The 18,390-nt window shown below is 70.8% G+C and carries 16 protein-coding genes; 8 read left to right on the top strand and 8 right to left on the bottom strand.

Annotation, left to right across the window (positions count from 1 at the left end):
• Nucleotides 1–1,179 carry a dipeptidase gene (locus tag ACF09J_RS12935; RefSeq protein ID WP_392305463.1) on the top strand — a complete coding sequence of 393 codons (1,179 nt, stop codon included), beginning with the start codon at nucleotides 1–3 and terminating at the stop codon, nucleotides 1,177–1,179.
• A gap of 84 nt (nucleotides 1,180–1,263) precedes the next feature.
• On the opposite strand, the gene ACF09J_RS12930 is transcribed toward ACF09J_RS12935, so the two are convergent.
• Nucleotides 1,264–1,620: a VOC family protein gene (locus tag ACF09J_RS12930; protein ID WP_392305462.1), complete on the bottom strand. Its 357-nt coding sequence runs from the start codon at nucleotides 1,618–1,620 to the stop codon at nucleotides 1,264–1,266.
• A 118-nt stretch (nucleotides 1,621–1,738) separates the two neighbouring features.
• On the opposite strand from ACF09J_RS12930, the gene ACF09J_RS12925 reads away from it, so the two are divergent.
• Nucleotides 1,739–2,245 carry a CGNR zinc finger domain-containing protein gene (locus tag ACF09J_RS12925; protein ID WP_392305461.1) on the top strand — a complete coding sequence of 169 codons (507 nt, stop codon included), beginning with the start codon at nucleotides 1,739–1,741 and terminating at the stop codon, nucleotides 2,243–2,245.
• Nucleotides 2,246–2,369: 124 nt separating this feature from the next.
• Here ACF09J_RS12925 and ACF09J_RS12920 read toward each other — a convergent pair whose 3' ends face one another.
• On the bottom strand, nucleotides 2,370–3,713 hold the full coding sequence (locus ACF09J_RS12920) for a UDP-glucose dehydrogenase family protein (RefSeq protein ID WP_392305460.1): 1,344 nt from the start codon (nucleotides 3,711–3,713) through the stop codon (nucleotides 2,370–2,372).
• A gap of 171 nt (nucleotides 3,714–3,884) precedes the next feature.
• Here ACF09J_RS12920 and ACF09J_RS12915 point away from each other — a divergent pair, with 171 nt between their 5' ends.
• Entirely contained in the window at nucleotides 3,885–5,042 is a 1,158-nt protein-coding gene (locus ACF09J_RS12915) for an acyl-CoA dehydrogenase (protein ID WP_392305459.1), read from the top strand.
• Between the two features lie 212 nt (nucleotides 5,043–5,254).
• Complete coding sequence (locus ACF09J_RS12910) at nucleotides 5,255–5,617, top strand: four-helix bundle copper-binding protein (protein WP_392305458.1); 363 nt, start codon at nucleotides 5,255–5,257, stop codon at nucleotides 5,615–5,617.
• Nucleotides 5,618–5,692: 75 nt separating this feature from the next.
• On the opposite strand, the gene ACF09J_RS12905 is transcribed toward ACF09J_RS12910, so the two are convergent.
• Nucleotides 5,693–7,003, bottom strand: coding sequence for an LCP family protein (locus tag ACF09J_RS12905; RefSeq protein WP_392305457.1), 1,311 nt, complete (start codon nucleotides 7,001–7,003; stop codon nucleotides 5,693–5,695).
• 92 nt (nucleotides 7,004–7,095) lie between these two features.
• Between ACF09J_RS12905 and ACF09J_RS12900 the strand changes: the two genes are divergently transcribed.
• Nucleotides 7,096–7,680 (top strand): acyl-CoA thioesterase, encoded by a 585-nt coding sequence (locus ACF09J_RS12900; protein ID WP_392305456.1) that lies wholly within the window; start codon nucleotides 7,096–7,098, stop codon nucleotides 7,678–7,680.
• A gap of 23 nt (nucleotides 7,681–7,703) precedes the next feature.
• Here ACF09J_RS12900 and ACF09J_RS12895 read toward each other — a convergent pair whose 3' ends face one another.
• The gene (locus tag ACF09J_RS12895) at nucleotides 7,704–9,194 is read right to left on the bottom strand and encodes an LCP family protein (protein WP_392305455.1); all 1,491 of its coding nucleotides are present in this window, start codon (nucleotides 9,192–9,194) and stop codon (nucleotides 7,704–7,706) included.
• A gap of 125 nt (nucleotides 9,195–9,319) precedes the next feature.
• Here ACF09J_RS12895 and ACF09J_RS12890 point away from each other — a divergent pair, with 125 nt between their 5' ends.
• Nucleotides 9,320–10,348, top strand: coding sequence for a glycosyltransferase family 2 protein (locus ACF09J_RS12890; protein WP_392305454.1), 1,029 nt, complete (start codon nucleotides 9,320–9,322; stop codon nucleotides 10,346–10,348).
• A gap of 73 nt (nucleotides 10,349–10,421) precedes the next feature.
• On the opposite strand, the gene ACF09J_RS12885 is transcribed toward ACF09J_RS12890, so the two are convergent.
• The 4 genes from ACF09J_RS12885 to ACF09J_RS12870 form a co-directional block, all read right to left on the bottom strand.
• A complete protein-coding gene (locus tag ACF09J_RS12885) occupies nucleotides 10,422–10,850 on the bottom strand; it encodes a hypothetical protein (RefSeq protein WP_392305453.1) in 429 nt (142 codons plus the stop codon).
• 171 nt (nucleotides 10,851–11,021) lie between these two features.
• A complete protein-coding gene (locus ACF09J_RS12880) occupies nucleotides 11,022–12,683 on the bottom strand; it encodes an LCP family protein (RefSeq protein WP_392305452.1) in 1,662 nt (553 codons plus the stop codon).
• A gap of 93 nt (nucleotides 12,684–12,776) precedes the next feature.
• Nucleotides 12,777–14,528, bottom strand: a complete 1,752-nt coding sequence (locus ACF09J_RS12875) for an LCP family protein (protein WP_392305451.1) — start codon at nucleotides 14,526–14,528, stop codon at nucleotides 12,777–12,779.
• A 500-nt stretch (nucleotides 14,529–15,028) separates the two neighbouring features.
• Nucleotides 15,029–15,784 (bottom strand): TIGR03089 family protein, encoded by a 756-nt coding sequence (locus ACF09J_RS12870; protein WP_392305450.1) that lies wholly within the window; start codon nucleotides 15,782–15,784, stop codon nucleotides 15,029–15,031.
• A gap of 132 nt (nucleotides 15,785–15,916) precedes the next feature.
• Here ACF09J_RS12870 and ACF09J_RS12865 point away from each other — a divergent pair, with 132 nt between their 5' ends.
• Together ACF09J_RS12865 and ACF09J_RS12860 are read left to right on the top strand one after the other, a co-directional pair.
• On the top strand, nucleotides 15,917–17,215 hold the full coding sequence (locus tag ACF09J_RS12865; RefSeq protein ID WP_392305449.1) for a peptidoglycan recognition protein: 1,299 nt from the start codon (nucleotides 15,917–15,919) through the stop codon (nucleotides 17,213–17,215).
• A gap of 37 nt (nucleotides 17,216–17,252) precedes the next feature.
• The gene (locus ACF09J_RS12860; protein ID WP_392305448.1) at nucleotides 17,253–18,335 is read left to right on the top strand and encodes a sugar phosphate nucleotidyltransferase; all 1,083 of its coding nucleotides are present in this window, start codon (nucleotides 17,253–17,255) and stop codon (nucleotides 18,333–18,335) included.
• The last annotated feature ends 55 nt before the right edge of the window (nucleotides 18,336–18,390 follow it).

Raw genomic sequence — 18,390 nt, 5'->3', positions numbered from 1 at the left:
ATGACCTCGCTGAACGAAGCCCGGGACCTGCTGCGCGAGTTCCCCGTCGTCGACGGCCACAACGACCTGCCCTGGGCGCTGCGCGAGCAGGTCCGCTACGACCTCGACGCCCGCGACATCGCCACCCCCCAGAACGCCCATCTGCACACCGACCTGCCCCGCCTGCGCGAGGGCGGCGTCGGCGCCCAGTTCTGGTCGGTCTACGTCCGCGCGGACCTGCCCGACCCGGTGCCGGCGACGCTGGAACAAATCGACTGCGTACGGCAGTTGCTCGCCCGCCACCCGGCCGACCTGGCACCCGCCCTGACCGCCGCCGACATGGAGGCGGCGCGTGCCGAGGGCCGGATCGCCTCCCTCATGGGCGCCGAGGGCGGCCACTCCATCGCCGACTCCCTCGGCACGCTGCGCGGGCTGTACGCGCTCGGCGTGCGGTACATGACGCTCACCCACAACGACAACGTGGCCTGGGCGGACTCGGCGACGGACGAGCCGGGCGTGGGCGGCCTGTCGGCCTTCGGCCGCGAGGTGGTCCGGGAGATGAACCGGCTCGGCATGCTGGTCGACCTCTCCCACGTGGCCGCGACGACCATGCGGGACGCGCTCGACACCACGAGCGCGCCGGTGATCTTCTCGCACTCCTCCGCGCGGGCCGTGTGCGACCACCCCCGCAACATCCCGGACGACGTGCTGGAGCGGCTGCCCGCCAACGGCGGGATCGCGATGGTGACGTTCGTGCCCAAGTTCGTGCTCCAGGCGGCCGTGGACTGGACGTCCGCCGCCGACGAGAACATGCGCGCACACGGCTTCCACCCCCTCGACAGCACCGCCGAGGCGATGAAGGTCCACCATGCCTTCGAGGAGGCGCACCCGCGCCCGGTCGCCACGGTCGCCACGGTGGCCGACCACCTCGACCACATGCGTGAGGTCGCCGGCGTCGACCACCTGGGCATCGGCGGCGACTACGATGGCACGCCCTTCACCCCCGACGGCCTCGGCGACGTCTCCGGCTACCCGAACCTGATCGCGGAACTCCTGGACCGAGGCTGGTCCAGGACTGACCTGGCCAAGCTCACCTGGCAGAACGCGGTCCGTGTCCTGGGCGCCGCGGAGGACGTGGCCCGTGACGAACAGGCCACCCGGGCACCGTCCAACGCGACGATCGGCGAACTCGACGGCTGAGTTCCGCTGCCGGACGGCAGGAGACCACGTACGTGCGTCTCCTGCCGTCCCGTCCCGTCGCGTACGGCGGCCGGCGGACGTCTCTCAGCAGGCGCACAGGCAGAACGGGTGCCCGGCCGGATCGGCGTAGACCCGGAAGCTCTTGCCGCCCTGCTCGGCCAGGGGCTTCGCGCCGAGCGCCAGCACCCCCTTCTCCGCCGTGTCCAGGTCCTCCACCACCAGGTCCAGGTGGAACTGCTGCGAGGCGTCCCCGGCCGGCCACCTCGGCGGCACGTGCCCCGGCGCCCGCTGGAACGCCAGCGCCGATCCGCCCGGCACCTTCAGGTCCACCCAGTCGCCGTCGCCCTCCACGGTCCCGCCGAGCACCTCGGCGTAGAAGCCGGCGAGGGCGCGCGGGTCGGGACAGTCCAGGACGACGACACCCAGCTTGGCGAGAGCCATGACTTCCTCCCAGTCGGGGACGGTGTTACCCATGGAGGCGGGTAACCGGTAACCGTTACCGTATGCTCCCGCATTGCAGGTAACGACGCAACCGCATTCAAGAGGTACCGTCGCTGACATGAGTGAGAGATCGTCCGCGCCCGGGGGCCTGGCGCTGGTCGAGGCCCTGGTGAACACGCTGGACATCGAGACGGGCGCCGACTCGCTCGACACGGCGGAGGGCCGGGCGCGGCTGGGGATCCCCGAGGCGGAGCTGCCGCGGGCACGCGAGCTGCGCGAGTCGCTGCGGGCGGCGCTGCTGGCTCACGCCGGTCACTCCCCGCACCGGGAGGTGACACCGCTGGGCGAGCTGCTGGCGCGGGCGCCGCTGCTGGTGTCCGTCGACGCCGGGGACGGCTCGGCCACGCTCGTGCCCGCCGACGCCGGTCCCCTGCTCTCCCGGGTCGCCGCCGCCGTCGCCGAGGCCCTCGTCGCGGGCACCTGGACCCGGCTGAAGGCCTGTGAGGCGGCCACGTGCCACTGGGCGTTCTACGACCGCAGCCCGGCCGGCCGCGGCCGCTGGTGCTCGATGCAGGTGTGCGGAGCGCGCGCGAAGATGCGCCGCTACCGGGCGAAGCAGACCTGATCCACAGGGAGTTCCTCGTTCACACCCGGCTCCGGTGGTGCACAATGCGTGCAGACGCCGGTTCGGCCGACTGAGCCTCGGCCGAACCGGCGTCACATGTCCTTGTCTGCCCGCCGGCGCGGGACTAAGCGGTCGGGCGTCCCATCGCCCGGTACGTCCACCCGGCCCGCCGCCACAGCTCCGGGTCGAGCGCGTTGCGCCCGTCGAGGACCACCCGGGCGGCCACGACCTCGCCCAGCCCGGCCGGGTCCAGCTCGCGGAACTCCCGCCACTCCGTCAGGTGCAGCACGACGTCCGCGCCCCGCACGGCCTCGAGCGCGGAGCCCGCGTATCCGAGCGTGGGGAACACCCGCCGGGCGTTGTCCATGCCCTTGGGGTCGTAGACCGTCACCTGGCCGCCCTGGAGGTGGATCTGCCCGGCGACGTTGAGCGCGGGAGAGTCCCGTACATCGTCCGAGTCCGGCTTGAAGGTGGCGCCGAGCACCGCGACCCGCTTGCCGAGGAACGGCCCGCCGCCCAGCGCCTGCCGGGCCAGCTCCACCATCTGCCCGCGCTGGCGCATGTTGACGGAGTCGATCTCGCGCAGGAAGGTCAGCGCCTGGTCCGCGCCCAGTTCACCGGCGCGCGCCATGAAGGCCCGGATGTCCTTGGGCAGGCAGCCGCCGCCGAAGCCGATCCCGGCCCGCAGGAACTTCCTGCCGATCCGGTCGTCGTGTCCGATGGCCTCGGCCAGCTTGGCCACGTCGCCGCCGGCGGCCTCGCAGACCTCGGCCATCGCGTTGATGAAGGAGATCTTCGTGGCCAGGAAGGAGTTCGCGGAGGTCTTCACCAGTTCCGCGGTGGGGAAGTCGGTGACCACGAAGGGGGAACCCTCGCCGATCGGCGTGGCGTAGATCTCGCGCAGCAGCTTCTCCGCCCGCTCGCTGCGCACGCCGACCACGATCCGGTCCGGGTGCAGCGTGTCCTGCACGGCGAAGCCCTCGCGCAGGAACTCCGGGTTCCAGGCCAGCTCCACGTCCGCGCCCGCGGGCGCGAGCTCGGTGATCGTACGGGCCAGCCGGTCGGCGGACCCCACGGGCACCGTCGACTTGCCGACGACGAGCGCGGGACCGGTCAGGTGCGGGGCGAGCGAGGTGACGGCGGAGTCCACGTAACTCATGTCACAGGCGTACTCGCCGTGCTTCTGCGGGGTGTTCACGCAGACGAAGTGGATGTCGCCGAACGCGGCCGCCTCCGCGTAGTCCGTCGTGAAGCTCAGCCGCCCGGTCGAGCCCTCGATCCCGGCCACGTGCCGCCGCAGCAGCTCATCGAGACCGGGCTCGTACATCGGGACCTCGCCCCGCCGGAGCATCTCGATCTTCTCGGGGACGATGTCCAGACCCAGTACCTCGAACCCGAGCTCGGCCATGGCCGCGGCGTGCGTCGCGCCGAGATAGCCGGTGCCGATCACAGTGATCTTGAGGCTCATGGGTGCTCCAGGAGAGACGATGGTGATGCGGTGCCCGAGCATATCGGGGGCATGCGCGGGGCCTTCGCCGGGCAATGTCCCCGCTGTCGCCAAGCTCACGTATCACTGACGTGGGCGGGCGCATAAAATTTGGGTTACTTAACGGTAATTAGCGTTGGAGCGTGAGAGACCTTGGCCGGATCGGCTGACTTCGACCTGTACCGCCCGTCCGAGGAGCACGACATGCTCCGCGACGCCGTCCGCTCGCTGGCCGAGGCGAAGATCGCGCCGTACGCCGCCGTGGTGGACGAGGAGGCCCGCTTCCCGCAGGAGGCCCTGGAGGCGCTGGTCGCCAACGACCTGCACGCGGTGCACGTGCCCGAGGAGTACGGCGGCGCGGGCGCGGACGCCCTCGCGACGGTGATCGTGATCGAGGAGGTGGCCCGCGTGTGCGCGTCCTCCTCCCTCATCCCGGCCGTGAACAAGCTGGGTTCGCTGCCGGTGATGCTCTCCGGCTCCGAGGAACTGAAGAAGCGGTACCTGACCCCGCTCGCCAAGGGCAACGCGATGTTCTCGTACTGCCTGTCCGAGCCGGACGCGGGCTCCGACGCGGCCGGCATGAAGACCAAGGCGGTCCGCGAGGGCGACACGTACGTCCTCAACGGCGTGAAGCGCTGGATCACCAACGCGGGCGTGTCCGACTTCTACACGGTGATGGCCGTCACCGACCCCGACAAGCGCAGCAAGGGCATCTCGGCGTTCGTCGTCGAGAAGTCGGACCCCGGGGTCTCCTTCGGCGCCCCGGAGAAGAAGCTCGGCATCAAGGGCTCCCCGACCCGCGAGGTCTACCTGGACAACGTCCGTATCCCCGCCGACCGCATGATCGGCGCCGAGGGCACCGGCTTCGCCACGGCGATGAAGACCCTGGACCACACCCGCATCACCATCGCGGCCCAGGCCCTCGGCATCGCCCAGGGCGCCCTCGACTACGCCAAGGGCTACGTCAAGGAGCGCAAGCAGTTCGGCAAGCCGATCGCCGACTTCCAGGGCATCCAGTTCATGCTCGCCGACATGGCCATGAAGATCGAGGCCGCCCGCAACCTCACCTACGCGGCCGCCGCCAAGTCGGAGCGGGGCGATTCCGACCTCACCTTCCAGGGCGCCGCCGCCAAGTGCTTCGCCTCGGACGTCGCCATGGAGGTCACCACGGACGCCGTCCAGCTCCTCGGCGGCTACGGCTACACCCGCGACTACCCGGTCGAGCGCATGATGCGCGACGCCAAGATCACGCAGATCTACGAGGGCACGAACCAGGTCCAGCGGATCGTGATGGCGAGGAACCTGCCCTAGCGGATCCCTCTCCGGCGGGTCCCTTCACGGGTGTTCGACGGCCTCCGGCATCGCGCCGGGGGCCGTTCGCGTCGCCCCGGGAGAGGGCCGCCGTAAGCCGAACGGCGGTAACCGGGGCGGTGTCCGTGCCGGATGGCGCGGGTGCCCGGGCGGGCGTACGACGGAAGGGAACAGGGCCCCGCCCCGGTGCCCTTCGTCCCCCAGGAGGAGCCATGACCCAGCCCGGAACCATGACCCCCATGAGCAAGGAGATGCAGGACTGCGTCCAGGCCTGCATGGCGTGCCACACCGTCTGCGAAGAGGCCATGAGCGGCTGCATGCAGTTGGGCGGCCAGGCGCAGATGCAGATCATGCGCGCGCTCATGGACTGCTCCGAGATGACCCGCATGTGCGCGGACATGATGATGCGCCGCTCGCCCATGGCGGCCGAGATGTGCGCGATGTGCGCCAAGGCGTGCGACATGTGCGCCGAGGCGTGCATGTCCATGCCCGACGACAAGATGATGAGGCGCTGCGCGGAGGCGTGTCGCCGCTGCGCGGAGATGTGCCGCGCGATGGCCGGCGTCAGGATGTGACCTGAGCCCGACCGGACGGCCGAAGCCCCGCGGTGCCGGCCGGCACCGCGGGGCTCTCCTGGCCCAGGGGCCGGGTCAGTTGCCCGTGACCGTGACCTTCTCGTCGTTCTTCAGCTCGTTGACCAGCGTCTTGACCTTCGGCATGTCCCACACGAGGTTGCCGCCGGTCGAGCCGGATATCGGCATGTTCATGGAGGTGCCGTCGCCGCCGTTGACGTTCTTCATCGCCCAGAACATGGAGGCCAGGTCCCACAGGCTCATGTCCTTGTCGACGATCAGGGAGTCCAGGCCCGCGCCCATCGTCGGGTAGAGCTTGAACGGGTTCAGGACGGTCGAGGGGGTCGCCACCTGGTGGGCCAGGGCCGCGAGGAACTTCTGCTGGTTCTTCGTGCGCTCCAGGTCGGAGGCGGCGAAGGCGTGCCGGGTGCGGACGAAGGCCAGGGCCTGCCGGCCGTCCAGCGTCTGCTTGCCCGCCTTGAAGTCGGCGCCCGAGTACTTGTCCTTGAAGCCCTTGTCGAGGGTGAGTTCCACGCCGCCGACCGCGTCCACGATGTTCGCGAAGCCGGCGAAGCCGATCTCCACGTAGTGGTCTATGTGCAGTCCGGTGTTGTACTCGACGGTGCGGACCAGCAGCTCCGGGCCGTCGAAGGCGTAGGCCGCGTTCAGCTTGTTCGGGCCGAGCGGGCCCTTGATCTTGCCGGACTCCGAACCGCGGAACTGCGGGATCGTGACGTTGGAGTCGCGCGGCAGGGATATCAGGGTGTCGCCGTTGTCGCCGACGTGCAGGATCATCATCGAGTCCGTGCGCTTGCCCTCGGCGGACCCGGTGTGCAGATCCTTCTTCTGCTCGGAGGACATGCCCTCACGGCTGTCGGAGCCGACGATCAGGTAGTTCGTGCCCTTGCCGGCCTCCGGGCGGTCGATGACCTTGGACAGGTCGACCTCGCGGCGCAGCTTGGAGTCGGCCCAGAAGTAGGTCGCGACCGAGGTCACCACGAGCAGCGTGACCAGGGTGATCACGGTCCACTTGAAGCGGCGGCGCCAGTTCGGCGCGGCACGGTAGGCGCGGGGGTCGTCGCCGCCCGGTCCGCCGGGTCCGCCGTAGACATGGCCGGAGTTGTAGCCGCTGTCGTAACCGTCGTAGCCGCCGGGATCGTCGTATCCCCGGCCGTCGACGTACGACGGCTGCTGCGGGATCCCGTACGGCGGTGCCGAGGGACCGGGGCCGCCGGGGCCGGGGTACCCGCCCTGTCCGGCGGGGCCCCCCGGGCCGCCGCGCCGTACCTGGCGCATCACACGCGCCCCTTCCGGCGTCGCGCCGGCGCTGCCGCGTCCGTATCGGGGTCCGCGGTCGCCGCCGGACCGCCCCTCGGGCCAATCAGTCATGCGCCCCAGTGTGCAGGGCACCGCTGTGTGCCTTACAAGGGCCGTCAGTAAATAAGGGCGCCGCTGTTGCCAAGCTGACACAAATTCCCCGGATGCCGCCTCGGCATAAGGTAGGGGTCATGACAGAGCAGGCCTCCGCCCTCGAGTCCGAGATATCGGACATCCCCGGCAAGCCGACTTCGGCTTCCCGGACCACCCTGAGCCACATCATGACCCACAACGACACCAACCTGCTGGGGACGGTGCACGGCGGTGTGATCATGAAGCTGGTCGACGACGCGGCGGGCGCGGTGGCCGGCCGGCACAGCGGCGGACCCGCCGTCACGGCGTCCATGGACGAGATGGTGTTCCTCGAACCGGTCCGGGTCGGCGACCTCGTCCATGTGAAGGCCCAGGTCAACTGGACCGGCCGCACCTCCATGGAGGTCGGCGTGCGAGTCCTCGCCGAACGCTGGAACGAGTCCACGCCGACCACCCGGGTCGGCTCGGCCTACCTGGTCTTCACCGCCGTGGACGCCGACGGCAAGCCGCGCCCCGTGCCGCCGGTGCTGCCCGAGACCGACCGGGACCGGCGGCGCTACCAGGAGGCCCAGATCCGCCGCACCCACCGCCTGGCCCGCCGCCGCGCGATCAAGGAGCTGCGCGAGAGGCGCGCCGCCGAGGGCTTCGAGGACTGACGGCGGCCCGCCGGTTCACTCCGTCAGCCGCACAGCACCTCGTCGCCCGTCACGACCGTGGCGGCACCCTGCTCCGGGTCCTCCACCCGCACCGGGCGCACCTGGCGGTAGTCGCTTCCCGCGATCACCTTGAGCGTGGCGCCCTGCCCCGGCACGGCCCGCAGCTCACTGCCCGGCAGCGCCGCGGCGAGCGACTTCGCCGACCGGTCCCACTGGGGGTCGTAGAGCACGACGGTCCGCCGCGCGGTGCGGTCCTTGGCATCCGTGGGCGCCCCGGTCGTACGGAACCCGGTCGAGGCCAGCGCCCGGTCCACCCGCTTGCCGAGCCCGGCCGCGGCGGTGCCGTTCTCCACCTGGACCCGGATCTGCTGCGGGGCGACCTGCACGGTCGCCGGAGGGTGCGTCGGCCGCGGCCGTCCCACGGTCAGCGGCCGGTCGTCGCGCAGGGCCTGGAAGAGCCGGTCCGCCTTGGTCCGGTCCCACTTCACCGTCGAGCCGACGCCCTTGACGGGATACGACGGCTGCGCGATCGGGACAGTGGTGAACTCGGAGGAGGACGGGGAGAAGTTGCGCATCGCCCGGCCGAGGTCCAGCAGCTCGTCGGTGTGGAAACCCTGGTCCGCCCGCACCGAGCCCAGCACGGTCAGCGCCACGTTCCGGAACTTGATCGGGTTCAGCAGCACCCGGGAGGAGGTCGCCCGCTCGATCAGGGCGGCCAGGAACCGCTGCTGGCGCTTCATCCGGCCGAGGTCGCTGGCCCCGTCGACGTGCCGGGAACGGACGTACTGCAGGGCCTGGCCGCCGGAGAGCGTGTGCGTGCCGGCCGGCAGGTCCAGGCCGGAGTAGCTGTCCTTCATCGGTTCGTAGGTGCAGATCTGCACCCCGCCGAGGACGTCCACGGTCCGCATGAAGGTGGTGAAGTCCACCTCCAGATAGTGGTCGATCTTCAGACGGGTCAGGTCCTCGACCGTGCGCACGGTCAGATGGGGCCCGCCCTCCGCGTACGCCGCGTTGAGCTTGACGGGATGCGGTCCGTGCCGCCTGCCGGAGTTCTGCTCGATGTGACCGGGCAGCTCGGCGTAGGAGTCGCGGGGCAGGCTCACCACGCTGGCCCGCTGCCGGTCCTGCGACACGTGCACGATCATCATCGTGTCGGTGCAGTGGCAGGCCTGGCCGCCCAGCCGGTACTGGCGCCGCTCCTGCTCGCTGATCCGGTCCCGGCCGTCGGTGCCGACCAGCAGGACGTTCATGCCGTGACCCGCCCGCGGGCGGTTCTTCATGTCCTTGAAGGGATCGACCCGGGCGATGTCCGCGTCCAGGCTGGAGACCACCGCGTGCCCGATCCCGGCGGAGGCGAGCACCACCACCGACAGCGTGGTCGCCGCCCGCATGGCCCAGCGCGGTCTTTTCCGCGGTACGGACGCGTACGGGACCCGGGCCGACCGCGGCGGTGCGGGGCGGCGCTGCGGGGGGCGCGATGACCGCGGGCGGGGCCGGGACGGCGTGGTGGGCATGGGGACACCTCCGCATAGGCGTGGGTGGGCACCGTGAGCACCGTAGGGCCATACGATCTCCTGATTGGCGCAGTGACCCCCACGGCGCGCACCGGTGTCCCCCGTTCGCGGTAACGTGAGCACCGATGAACGCCAAGCCCGACGTGCGGCTCCCCGCCGTTTCTGTGATCATGCCCGTCCTCAACGAGGAACGGCACCTGCGCGGAGCCGTCGAAGCGATCCTCGCGCAGGAGTACGGCGGCGAGATGGAGGTCGTGATCGCCCTCGGTCCGTCCACGGACCGCACGGACGAGATCGCCGCCAGGCTCGTGGCCGAGGACCCGCGCGTGCACACGGTCCCGAACCCCACCGGCCGCACCCCCGCCGCGCTCAACGCCGCGATCAAGGCCTCCCGCCATCCGATCGTGGTCCGTGTCGACGGGCACGGGATGCTCTCGCCGGACTACATCGCCACGGCGGTACGGCTCCTGGAGGAGACCGGCGCGCAGAACGTCGGCGGCATCATGCACGCCGAGGGCGAGAACGCCTGGGAGCACGCCGTCGCCGCCGCCATGACCTCGAAGATCGGGGTGGGCAACGCCGTCTTCCACACCGGCGGCCGGGCCGGCCCGGCCGAAACGGTCTACCTGGGTGTCTTCCGCCGCGCGGCCCTGGAGCAACAGGGCGGCTACAACGAGGAGTTCATCCGGGCCCAGGACTGGGAGCTCAACTTCCGCATCCGCGAGGCGGGCGGCCTGATCTGGTTCTCGCCCGAACTGCGGGTGTCCTACCGGCCGCGCCCGAACGTCAAGGCCCTCGCCAAGCAGTACAAGGACTACGGCCGCTGGCGGCACGTGGTCGCCCGCTACCACCAGGGCTCCATCAACCTGCGCTACCTCGCCCCGCCGGCCGCGGTGTGCGCCATCGCGGCCGGGATCGTGGTGGGCGCCGCCCTGACCCCGTGGGCCCTGGTGGTCCCCGGCGGCTACCTGGCGGCGATCACCGCCGGCTCGCTCCCCGCGGGCAGGAACCTCCCCCTGTCCGCCCGGCTGCGCATCCCGGTCGCCCTGGCCACCATGCACATGTCCTGGGGCTGGGGCTTCCTGACCAGCCCCAAGTCCCTGGCCAGAAGGGTCATCGCGTCCCGGCGGCCGGCAGTGGCCGGCCAGGCCTGACCGGTCTGACCGCCGACGGCCAGTCAGCCCCGGAGCCCAAGCGTGCTCCGGGGCTAACCGCGCGAGAGGAACGTCAGCACACGGAGCTGGTGGATCCCCCGGTCGAGTTCAGGTAGCCGGTGGCGTGCGTGCAGCGTGAGGCAGTGTTGGCCGCAGGACCCCACAGCTCGGAACGCGTGGTGTTGTTCACCGTCGCCTGGCCGTAGTCGACACCGGAGTCCGCCTCGTTGACGATCTTCACATACAGGTCCCACGACGAGTGCGTGTCGCGGTACTGCTGCCAGACGAAGATGTAGGCGTAGTTGTAGCCGCAGCCGTAGTACTGCTTGACGGACGCGGCCTGCATGCCGCCCACGGTCAGAACGCGCGTGGTCCCGATCTGGGAGACGTTTGAGCACGAGGACGGCGTGGAGGCGGAGGCGCCGGGGGCCACGACGACGCCGATGCCGATGATCGCGGCGAGGGAGGTAAGAACAGTTCCGATCTTTTTAGTGATGTTCATGTGCGGGATGCTTGCATAAGAGATCTGTAGATGAAAGCCCTTGCTGAATAAGGGAGTTGGGGCCGATCGGCCTGTATGGCGAACGCCATTCATTCCTGCCTCTCCGGCCCCCGAGCCCGACACCTGTTGCTCCGCGTTCGCCCGGGGGCGTCGACGCGGCCCGTTGGCCGGCTACCACCGATAGGGCGCGTACACGTCCATGCACTGGTTCTCGTCCGAGCCGTTGATGGCGTCGGAGTTGTCGGGCAGTTCTCCGGGCTTCGGCGTGGCCTCCTCCGGATAGGTGCTCCCCGTACGCCAGTCGGCGCCGACGACGACGGTGACACCGGAGACGTCGGTCGACTTGCGCACCGAACTCAGCGGAATCCCGAGGGCCTTGGCGACGCTCTGCGCGTCGCCCTCCATGTCCGCGCTCGGGTACCGCACGAGCGTCTCGTCCTCCGCCAGCGCCGGCGAGGTGTCCGCGGCGGCCCGGGTGAAGCCCTTGCCCGCCAGTTCCTGGCTGATCTCCCGGGCCCGGCCGCCGACCGGGGCCTGGGTGGCGGTGCGGGTGGCGTTCTGCACCAGGACGCCCAGGCGGTCGGCCGCGACCGAGGGAGTCCTGCTCGGCGCGCTCTTGCCGGTCCGCTTCTTGGCGTCCGCCGACGGGCCCTTGTCGTCGAAGGGCACGTCGTCGCGGAGCATCTTCCACATCCGCGCGGCGTTGGCGCCGTCCGGGAGCAGGTGGTTCTCGTCCTTCCAGTCCTTGATGTTGGGCATCGTGGTCATGGTGATGCGGTCGGTGGGGACCGTCTTCAGCTGCATTCCGAGGTCGTACAGCTTCTTGACGGTGCCGACCTCCTCGGAGACCTCGAGCGACTTCGTGGCCGTCTCCGCCAGGTTCATCAGCCGGCCGGTGTCGGTGAAGACGTTCTGGTGCTGCAGCGTGCGGATCATCGAGTTCAGGTACATGTGCTGGCCCCTGGCCCGCATCTGGTCGCTGCCCCAGGCGTGCCGGGTGCGCAGCCACTGCAGGGCCTGTTTGCCCTTGACCTTGTGCTTGCCCGCCGTCAGCTTCAGGCCGGAACCCCCGGGCGCCTGGGGCGTGGGGTGGTCCCACACGTTCTGCTTGACGCAGACCTCGACGCCGCCGATGGCGTCCGCCATCTTCACCACGCCCGCGAAGTCGATCGTCATCCAGTGGTCGATGTACACACCGGTGAGGCTCTCCCAGGTGGCGAGCGTACAGCCGGGGCCGCCGCGGGCCAGCGACTCGTTGATGATCTTGTTGACCGGCGGATAGACCTCGCCGGTGTCGGGGTCGGTGCACTTGGGGATGTCGACCCGGGTGTCCCGCGGGATGCTCACCACGGCGGCGCTCTTGCGGTCCGCGGCCAGGTGGATCAGCATCTGCACATCGGCCCGCGGCGGGGTGCCGCGGTTGTCCCGGCTGCCGCCCAGCGCGACGTTCGCGTCGGAGTTACGGCTGTCGGAACCGATCAGCAGGATGTTCATGGGCGTCTGGCCGGCCGCGTTCGGCCTCGACCGCTGCGCCTTGGAGTCGCCGCTGCTGCGCTGACCCTTGCGGATGTTGTTGTTCAGGTGCTGGTAGTAGAGGTATCCGGCGCCGGCCGTGCCGAGTACGACCAGTGCGAGCGCCGTGGCCGACCAGCGCAGTACGCGCCGCGCGGGGCTTGCGCCCCCGGCATCGCGCCTCTTCCCGCCGCGTCCTCCTCCGCCGCGCCCCCCTCCACCGTGCCGGCCGCGGCCGTCCGATGTGCTGCCCTTGCGCGGCGCGGGAGGTATCGCTTCCTCGACCGCCGACCCCTCCCCGCGCAGACTGCTCCGCGTCACTCCCCGTCCTCCCACCCTGGTGCCATGCCATGAAACAGGCCTGCCGTGCGTCGGGTTAGACGCACGACAGGCCCATAAGGTGGTGCGGTTCGCTCAACTTGCGCATTCGACCTTGTCCGCCGTGGACTTTCCGCTGACCTCCGGGGCCTTCGTCGGCGGAGTGAGTGGCACGCCGGCACCCTTGAAGTCCTTGCCCAGGGTCAGGGTCATCGTCGGCAGACCCTGGGAGTTGGTGAAGCTCTTGCCGGGCTTCAGCGCGGCCCCGGACAGTCCCATGAGCGCCGCGAGCTTGCGGGCCTGCGGTGCCTGGTCGGGCGCGTACTCGAGCGTGGTCTTGGCGATCTCCTTGGGCGCGTTGGCCGCGTTCTCCGACTTGAGCACGCCCACGGAGGTCTGCAGCCAGGTGACGGTCTCCCCGGCGGCGCCGGCGGCGGCCCCTCCGTTGAAGACCCGGACCCGCACCTCGGAGGCCTCGGACTGGGTGCCCTTGAGGCGGGCGGCCGCGGCGCTCTTGTCGGCCTTCTGCTTCTTCTTCACTTCGGTGAAGGAGACGTCGTTGGCGATGGCGTCGAAGACCGGGGGCGCGAGGTTCGGGTCGACGACGACCGTCGCGCGGACCTTTTCGGCCGGGTTGTCCCGCACCGGCACCGTCAGGAAGGTGATGTTCTTCGTCGGCACCTTCTTCAACTCCAGAGCCACGTCCTTGAGGGCGCTGACCTTGCCGATGCCGGTGTCGACGGTCAGCGCCTTGGTGGCGGCGTCGGCCAGGTCGTACAGCTTGGTCGGGTCGGTGAGGGTGTCCCCGGAGGCCATCTTGCGCATCAGCGAGCTGAGGAACTGCTGCTGCACCTTGATGCGGTCCAGGTCGCCCTGGTTTCCCCAGGCATGCCGGGTACGCACGAAGGCCAGCGCGTCCTCGCCCTCGATGGTGGACTTGCCGGCGCGCAGGTTCAGGTGCGATTTGTCATCGTTCACGGCGTGCTTGAGGCACACGTCGACCCCGCCGACCGCCGTCGTCAGCGTCTTGACCGCGTTGAAGTCGGCCATCATGAAGTGGTCGGGCTGAACACCCGTGACCTCTTTGACCGTGCGCATGGTGCAGCCCGGGTCGCGGCCGTCCTGGCCGAGGCTCGTGTTGAAGCGCTGGCCGGACGTCCCCGGGATGACCTTCGTGCTGCCGTCGGGCTGCTTGGTCGGGCAGTCAGGGATGTCCACGATCAGGTCGCGCGGGATGCTCAGCGCGGTCGCGTTCGTACGGTCCTTGGAGACGTGCAGCAGGACGTTGGTGTCGGCGTGACCCACGCTGCCCTTGTCGCCGTAGCCCCCATTGCCTTTGCCGGTGCGCTTGTCCGTGCCGATGATCAGTATGTTGAAGGCCTCGTCCTTGCTGAAGCCGTTCTTGGCCGCGCCGCCCACGTCGGTCGTGGTGACGTTTCCCTCGAGGTGTTTGAGGAACAGGTAGCCGGCCGTGGTGGCGCCCACCAGGACGAGCGCCATGGTGCCGCCGGTCCACATCAGGACCTTCTTGGTCTTCGACTTCTTCTCCGGCCGGCGCCCCCGCCGTCCGGGCGGCGGCTCGTCCGGCGGCGCCGCCCGGCGCCGGCGCGGTGCGGGCACCGTTTCGGCGGGAGCGGCCTCGCGGGTCTTCTGTCGTGCGGGCGCCGCCTGGGACTCCCCGGACGCGTTGCCCCCGGCCCTGCCGGCGGACGGCCGGCGGGGACCCGGCACCGCCGACTGCGGAGCGGAAGGGGTCAGTCGCAGTTCGTATTCGCCGGTGTCCGGATTGAGTACCCACTGGTCTGCGGGGTCGATGTTGTCCGCCCGCCCACGGCCTTGCGCGTCCACGGTTGTCCGAATCCTCCGTCGGGGCCACGCGGCGCCTGCCCTTCTCGGCGCCAGGTCTGCTTCACACAGTGCGTGACCCCAGGAAGACCTCGCGGCCAGCCGCACCGGATCGCTCACACTATCCGGCTGATTCAACATCGAGCGACGCTGGTGACAAATTCCACTTCCGCACAAGGGGGCAATTCGCCCATTTCCTTGGACAAAAGTTCGCCTTTGGCCGGGGCTTTACCCCCAGGGGCCCTCGAGTTGGCGGTGTTGTCCTGGAACGACGTCGTGGACGGGGGTCGTGTCACGGGTCCCGCGAGCGCTCGGCCCGAGCCGTGCGCGAGGCACGGAGAATACCCACTGTAGTCGTTCGACTGCGCAGATGAATCCCTTTCCGGTCCGGAATCCGAATCCGCGCGGCAGTGGAATTCGCGCCGTTCGCCCCGAATCCAGCATTCCGCAAGATTCAGGGCGGGCGGGTGGTCGCTGAGATCCGGGCGCGGGGCCCGGTCGCGTCATCTGGCCGTGGCCGTGACCCGTTCGGATTCGATGCGCTTGGCGAGGGCGTCCTCGGGCAGGCGGTCGAGGTTGCGGCACAGGACGACCGAGGCGCCGGCGGTGAGCGGCGCGTACAGGCCCGCGCTGAGGCCCTCCCAGGTGTCGTACGGCAGGGCCGACAGCAGGCGGGAGCCCGGCCCGGTCAGATTCAGCTCCGGGGCGTCGCCGCGGGCCAGCTCCACGACCTCCGCCGCCGTGTACTCGGCCCCGGCCACGATCAGCGCCGGCTCCTCCGGGTCCACCGGAGCGAAGGGCGCGAACACGTCGCCCTGCCCCGGCACCTCGACGGCGTAGTCCACGAATCCCTCCGGCGGCTGCGGGAACCGCCCGCCCAGCGGCCGCAGCGCCAGCGCCACCCGCTCCCCGGAGCACGCGCGGGCCGCGTCCAGCGTGTCGGGACCGCTGACCACGACGTCGGCCGCGCCCGCGTTCCCGTCCACGTCGGCCACCGCGCCCACCGACGCGCACGCCAGCAGCCACACCGCCGTCTGCCAGTGCGCCGGCAGCAGCAGCGCGACCCGGTCGCCGGGTCCGGCGCCGAGGTCCCCCTGGAGGAGGTTCGCGGTCTTGGCCACCCAATTGGAGAAGGTGGCCACGGACAATTCGACGCGTTCGCCCGTGGCGTCGTCGTAGAAGGTCACCAGTGGGCGTCCGGGATCCGCGGCGAGCGCGGAACGCAGCAGGTCGGCAGGGGTGCGTTCGGTGGCGTTCACCCGCGCAAGCGTACGCGCCGCCACTCCCGTCCACCGCGTGGCGGGCCACGTGCGGGTGAGCGGCGGGCCACCGGTTCGGCGCAACGGCAGTCGACGGCCCGTCAAGTCCCGGATGGACAGGTTTGTCTGACCATGTCCAGGATCAGGAGCATGCGTCGATACGGATTTCTTGCCTCCTCGATCGGTGTCACGTGCACGGCCGCCCTCGCCCTCGCGCCGGGCCTGACGGGCAGTCGGGCGAGCGCCGAGCCGGCCTCCGCGACCGGGTCGGCGGCCGTCCCGGGGAGCACCCAGTCCCTGCCCCTCGCCCCGCTCATCCGCGACCCCGGCCCCGGCGGCGCCGCCCGCGAACAGGGCCTGCGCCGCACGGACGTCCGCCACTTCTCACTGGCCGGCGTCGTCTGGGACGACCCGGACGCCGAACTGCACGGCACCGTCCGGATCCGCACCCGCTCAGCCGCCACCGGCGCCTGGTCCGGCTGGCAGGACCTCGACACCCACAACGCCGACCACGGCGCCGACCCCGGCACGGCCGAGCGCACCTCGGGACACGTGCACGGCGCCACCGCGCCGCTGTGGGTGGGCGACTGCGACGGCGTCGACGTACGCGTCCGTGCCGATGCCGGGAGCCGTGACCCGGCCGCCCGGCCGGTCCCGCTGCCCGCGGGGCTGCGCCTGGAACTCGTCGACCCCGGCACCCGGTCCCCGGCACGGGGCGCCGCGGCCGGTGGCGGCGGGATTTCCGCGCCCGGCCGCGAGGACACCGAGCGCGAACTGCCCGCCCCGCCCGGCGGCGAACCGGCGGAGGGCCGGAGCGCCCGGGCCCCCGTCGGACCGCGGCCGGGGATCGTCACGCGCCACGGCTGGGGCGCGGACGAGTCCCTGCGCGAACGGGGCTTCGTCTACACCCAGAAGGTCAAGGTGGCGTTCGTGCACCACACGGCCTCCGGCAACAGCTACACCTGCGCGCAGGCCCCGGCGGTGATCCGCGGCATCTACCGCTACCACGTCAAGAGCATGGGCTGGCGCGACATCGGCTACAACTTCCTGGTCGACAAGTGCGGGAACACGTACGAGGGCAGGGCGGGCGGTGCGGCGAAGGCCGTGCTGGGCGCCCACACCATGGGGTTCAACAGCAACAGCATGGGCGTCGCCGTCATCGGCACCTACGGCACCACCAAGCCCTCCTCCGCCGCGGTGACGGCCGTCGCACGGCTGACCGCGTGGAAGCTCGGCCTCTACGGGATGAATCCGCTCGGAAAGACATATCTGACGTCCGGTGGTGGCAACCTCTACCAAAAAGGGAAGAGCGTACGCCTGAACGTGATCTCCGGCCACCGGGACGGCCTCGCCACCGACTGCCCGGGCCAGCAGCTCTACGGCAAGCTCGGCACGATCCGGTCGGCCGCGGCGCGCTACCAGGGCCGCTGAGGGCGGACCGAGGACGAACAGGAAGCGGAGACGACAGGTGACAGAAGCGATCCTCCTGGTCGGCGGCAAGGGAACCCGGCTGCGCCCCCTCACGGTGCACACCCCGAAGCCGATGGTGCGTGCGGCGGGCGTGCCGTTCCTCACCCACCAGCTGGCGCGGGCGAGAGCGGCGGGCGTCGAGCACGTCGTGCTCGCCACCTCCTATCTGGCCGAGGTCTTCGAGCCGTACTTCGGCGACGGCTCCTCGCTCGGGCTCCATTTGGAGTACGTGACGGAGAAGGAGCCCCTGGGCACGGGCGGCGCCATCCGCAACGTCGCCCCGCGGCTGCGCTCCGCCCCCGACGAGCCGGTCCTGATCTTCAACGGGGACATCCTGACCGGGCTGGACATCCGCGCGCTGGTGCGCACCCACGAGACGACGGGCGCGGACGTCTCCCTGCACCTGACGCAGGTGCCGGACCCCCGCGCCTACGGTCTGGTCCCGACCGACGGGACCGGCCGCGTCCTGGCCTTCCTGGAGAAGCCGCAGACCCCCGAGGAGATCGTCACCGACCAGATCAACGCGGGGGCGTACGTCTTCAGACGCTCGGTCATCGACACGATCCCGCACGACCGGCCGGTGTCCGTGGAGCGGGAGACGTTCCCCGAACTGCTCGCGGCGGGCGCCCACTTGCAGGGCATGGTCGACTCCACCTACTGGCTGGACCTGGGCACCCCGGCCGCCTTCGTACGGGGCTCCGCGGACCTGGTCCTCGGCCGCGCGCCCTCCCCGGCCGTGCCCGGTCGATGCGGCGACCGTCTGATCCTGCCCACGGCCGTCGTGGCCCCCGGGGCCAAGCTGACCGGCGGCACGGTGGTGGGCGAGGGCGCGTTCGTCGCCGAGGGCGCACGGGTGTTCGGCAGCGCGATCCTGCCCGGTGCCGTCATCGAGTCCGGTGCCGTCGTCACCGACTCCCTCATCGGCAGCCGCGCCCGCGTCGGCACTCGCTCCGTCCTCAACGGCACGGTCGTCGGCGACGGCGCGGTGGTCGGCGCGGACAACGAGCTGAGGAACGGCGCGAGAGTGTGGTGCGACGCGACGATCCCGGCCGGGTCCGTGAGGTTCTCCTCGGACCAGTAGCCCGGCCTCGTGCCGGCCGCACTGAGGGAACCCGACGGCGGACGAAGCCGACCCG

Origin of the sequence: Streptomyces sp. NPDC014889 (assembly GCF_043081205.1) — a bacterium.
Classification (GTDB): Bacteria; Actinomycetota; Actinomycetes; order Streptomycetales; family Streptomycetaceae; genus Streptomyces.
Note: the sequence above shows the minus strand (reverse complement) of the source record. Positions and strands in the feature narration are given on the sequence as shown.

Coding starts and splice junctions, on each gene's coding strand:
- ACF09J_RS12935 (WP_392305463.1), top strand. CDS start 1: ATGACCTCGCTGAACGAAGCCCGGGACCTGCTGCGCGAGTTCCCCGTC.
- ACF09J_RS12930 (WP_392305462.1), bottom strand. CDS start 1,620: ATGGCTCTCGCCAAGCTGGGTGTCGTCGTCCTGGACTGTCCCGACCCG.
- ACF09J_RS12925 (WP_392305461.1), top strand. CDS start 1,739: ATGAGTGAGAGATCGTCCGCGCCCGGGGGCCTGGCGCTGGTCGAGGCC.
- ACF09J_RS12920 (WP_392305460.1), bottom strand. CDS start 3,713: ATGAGCCTCAAGATCACTGTGATCGGCACCGGCTATCTCGGCGCGACG.
- ACF09J_RS12910 (WP_392305458.1), top strand. CDS start 5,255: ATGACCCAGCCCGGAACCATGACCCCCATGAGCAAGGAGATGCAGGAC.
- ACF09J_RS12905 (WP_392305457.1), bottom strand. CDS start 7,003: ATGACTGATTGGCCCGAGGGGCGGTCCGGCGGCGACCGCGGACCCCGA.
- ACF09J_RS12900 (WP_392305456.1), top strand. CDS start 7,096: ATGCCGCCTCGGCATAAGGTAGGGGTCATGACAGAGCAGGCCTCCGCC.
- ACF09J_RS12895 (WP_392305455.1), bottom strand. CDS start 9,194: ATGCCCACCACGCCGTCCCGGCCCCGCCCGCGGTCATCGCGCCCCCCG.
- ACF09J_RS12890 (WP_392305454.1), top strand. CDS start 9,320: ATGAACGCCAAGCCCGACGTGCGGCTCCCCGCCGTTTCTGTGATCATG.
- ACF09J_RS12885 (WP_392305453.1), bottom strand. CDS start 10,850: ATGAACATCACTAAAAAGATCGGAACTGTTCTTACCTCCCTCGCCGCG.
- ACF09J_RS12865 (WP_392305449.1), top strand. CDS start 15,917: ATGTCCAGGATCAGGAGCATGCGTCGATACGGATTTCTTGCCTCCTCG.